Raw genomic sequence first — 3,254 nt, forward strand, 5'->3', positions numbered from 1 at the left:
GCAGCGCATGAGCCCCACCTGCGCATGCTTGGCAATGATGTAGGCATAGACGCCAGCGTCTCCTCTCATCGCTGCCACGCTGGAGGTGATGACGATTGCACCCCCGTCGCGCATATGCGGAACGACATGCTTGGCTGCCAGATAGGCACCCTTCACATGTACCGCCATTACCGCTTCGAACACATCCAGCACCCGGGCCGTGCGTGCGAGCACGGCATCGATCGCCGCGAGTTCTTGCGCCAGCGGATCGGCGTCGGCCGCGTCTTCCAGCACATCCGTTTCAGCCGCGGCGAAAGCGTCCGGTGCGCCCGCCACAGCCCCCTGCCCTGCCCCGCCCCGGGCGCCGTGATCGGTGTCGGTGTCCAAAAGACCGGCGCGGCCGGTGAGCGCGCGCAGGCCGTCCGGGGCGAGCGCCCAGCAGGGTTCAATCAAGCCGGATTTCATCGATCTCGGGGGGACGATGATCTTCGACCCACTGGTCCAGCGGCTGCGCGACCGCCGTGATGTCGCGAGCGCGAGCCTGTTGACGCTGCATCATCGACCGGTCGAGCAGCTGATCACGAGCGGTTCCGGCAATTCCTATGCGGCGCCAAATGTCGCGTTCAAGGCGGCGCAGCTGCTTTCTCGTTTTCCGGACTCATCCGCCAATCTCGTCCGCGCGCTGCTTGCCTCCTCCGCTACGGTGCCCGAAGCGGCCTATAAGCGGTTGGTGCCCCTTGGCCCCGACGCCATCCGCGCCGTGTGTGGTAACGCTCCAGCCATTTCTGCCGGCCTGCCATGATCGCTACCTCCATGAACGCGAAATTCCGCTACATTGGTTGAGATAACATTTGAGGGTTGTGTTGCAAACTTTTGGACGTGCGCGAGACGACGTCCTCCGGACACACTTCAGGCGGCGATTGCCTCGAACTTCTCCTTGAGAGAAGGAGCCGAATTGAAAGCGAAACGGCCTTGCTGCTTGCGCATCATGTGAACCATCTCGATGCCAGCCAGGGTGACGGCTGCCGAAGAAAAGGACTTGATGCCCAGCATCGGTCGCACCCGTCGCTTGATGCGCCGATGATCCTGCTCGATCCGATTGTTCAAGTATTGGCTTTTGCGGATGCGTATCGCCTTCAGCATACGGCGAGATCGATCCCGTAGCCGGTTCTAGGCGTCGCATGAGATGACCGCCTCCCTCGACAGCGAAGGACCTGCGCCATGATCTCGAACTTTTAGCCGCACGGTTCGGCGCCAGCCTGGAACAGGTCGCTCATCGGCTGTCGACCCTGCAGCGGCCCGGGCTGAAGGGCGTGCCGGTCTTCTTCGCCACCATCGACCGCGCGGGCAACATCACGAAGCGCCACAGTGCCGCCAAGCTGCAATTTGCCCGCTTCGGAGCGGCCTGCCCGGCTGTGGAACGCGCATCAGGCGTTTGAGGTGCCGGGGCGGATAAGCCGGCAGCTCGCCGAGACGCCGGACGGCATCCGCTATCTCTCGATCGCGACCGAGGTGATCAAGAGCGGTGGCGGTTACCGTGCACCGCATCGCCGCTACGCGATCGCGCTCGGCTGCGAGATCTCCTATGCAAAGGATTTCGTCTATGCCGACGGGCTCGACCTGACCAATCGCGCCGCCTTCGAGCCGATCGGCATATCCTGCCGCATCTGCGAGCGTGCCACCTGTTCCCAACGCGCAGTGCCGCCGCTGAAGGCGAAGTTGAGGCTCGATCATCACTTCCGTGCAGTCTTGCCGTACGCGATCTCTTGACCTGCTTAATTCGCTAACCGCCGTCCGGATAGGAGATGAGAGCGTCAGTAACGGATTTCACAGTTGCTGCCGGTCACAGAGCTTTGTTGCGTAACTCGGATACGCCACGACGCATTCAGCCAGAGTGGATTGCTCAGGCGGCGAGACCAACATTTGGTCAACGAAGGGGCCGATCAGCTGGCCGTGCTTATCGATCGCTCGGGACAGGTACTTCCATCGCCCGCCAACCGCACATACGACTCGTTGGCCCGCTCACGAGCCCGAGCGAGGTCCTTGGTGTGGCGGTCTCGGCGCGCGTAGCGCTGCACCCGGCGGAAAATCGTGGAGAGCGGCGGCACTTGAACAGGGACAACAGGACGACTCCTCCCGAGAACCGCCTCCTCCGTAGACGGGCCGAGGCTAATGCAACAGTGCCGCTCCATCAGCGTTTCTTCACTAGACGCAGGCCAGCGGGAGCCGAAAATACAGCAAGGCGCATGAGCGATTGTCCGGGGCGGAAACAATGGCGCTTACGAAGCAATAACAGCAAGCCGTTCTTCTACGACGACACTTTGGCAGGGCAAAATTGCGGTCGAGCAAAGCCGGACAGAAGTGCAGGCAACAAGGACGCGCTGCACTGCTAACCGGCCCCGTAAAAAAGGACGAACGGGCGCGGGGTATGCCGCAACCAGTTCGTCGACGGTCAGCAATGTGATGCCTTCCACGATCGATTGGGCGATCAAAATTCGGTTGAAAGGATCTTTGTCGTCGGGTGGGAGCCCATCCACGGCAACATGTTCGCCAGTGACGGGCAACTCGTGATAGCCGTTGTCCAACAGGCCCCGGCGCAGCAGTCGCACGTCCTCGGTAAAGTCGGCGCGACCCAGACCGCGCTTGATCGGCACTTCCCACAGACTAGCCGCGCTGAACATCAGATGATTGTCGGCGTTCTCAATCTCCGCGAGGGCGGAGCGCGGGAGTTTATCGGGCTCGGCTGCCACCCACAGCAGCAAATGGGTATCGAGCAGGATCTTCACGCATCGCCACCGAACAGGGTCTCGATTTGTCATTGCCCATGCGGTCAAAATCCTCCGGAACGGAAAACTGCCCCGTCATAACCCCTACTCGGCGTAGCTTCCCGGCAGCAGGCGTATTCAGCGCGACCACCTTCACCATGGCTTGCCAGCGTGATGGACAACCCGGGAAAAAGAGACTTGTCATGGCTACCGCAGGAGTAGTGCCTAGTCCCCCGGTAATAACCGAGCTGGAGCGGCGCGTTCTGGCCCACGCGAATGACGCGGCGCCCCACGACCGCAGGCCTATGATGTTTTAAGCTGGAACCGGATGGCTCTTACATCCTCGCGCTGATTTTGAAGCATACAGCATCACGGGCTCGGTAAATCCGGGGTCCAAGCATTCGTTAGCTCCACAATCTCATCGTCAGCGTGCCACAAGAAACGCGTCGCTCGGGAAGCGGCCTCGAAGTCGGCCGCGGCAACGTCCAGCCCTCTTCAGCCAATCTTAAT

Annotated in this window: 3 protein-coding genes and 2 pseudogenes; 2 read left to right on the forward strand and 3 right to left on the reverse strand. The window is 61.4% G+C overall.

Annotated elements, in window-relative coordinates:
- On the reverse strand, window positions 1-432 hold a 432-nt coding region (locus tag CHEJ32_RS27860), incomplete at its 3' end, for an SDR family oxidoreductase (RefSeq protein WP_028035889.1).
- Between the two features lie 28 nt (window positions 433-460).
- Between CHEJ32_RS27860 and CHEJ32_RS0123145 the strand changes: the two genes are divergently transcribed.
- Window positions 461-781, forward strand: a complete 321-nt coding sequence (locus CHEJ32_RS0123145; protein ID WP_028035890.1) for a S8 family serine peptidase — start codon at window positions 461-463, stop codon at window positions 779-781.
- 107 nt (window positions 782-888) lie between these two features.
- Here CHEJ32_RS0123145 and CHEJ32_RS25920 read toward each other — a convergent pair.
- Window positions 889-1,125: pseudogene (locus CHEJ32_RS25920) on the reverse strand (DDE-type integrase/transposase/recombinase); the annotation flags it as partial.
- A gap of 53 nt (window positions 1,126-1,178) precedes the next feature.
- On the opposite strand from CHEJ32_RS25920, the pseudogene CHEJ32_RS25925 reads away from it, so the two are divergent.
- Window positions 1,179-1,749: pseudogene (locus CHEJ32_RS25925) on the forward strand (short-chain fatty acyl-CoA regulator family protein); the annotation flags it as partial.
- 509 nt (window positions 1,750-2,258) lie between these two features.
- Here CHEJ32_RS25925 and CHEJ32_RS25930 read toward each other — a convergent pair.
- Complete coding sequence (locus tag CHEJ32_RS25930; protein WP_156936791.1) at window positions 2,259-2,765, reverse strand: type II toxin-antitoxin system VapC family toxin; 507 nt, start codon at window positions 2,763-2,765, stop codon at window positions 2,259-2,261.
- Between the last annotated feature and the right edge of the window lie 489 nt (window positions 2,766-3,254).

The organism is Chelativorans sp. J32 (genome assembly GCF_000518985.1).
Classification (GTDB): Bacteria; Pseudomonadota; Alphaproteobacteria; order Rhizobiales; family Rhizobiaceae; genus Chelativorans.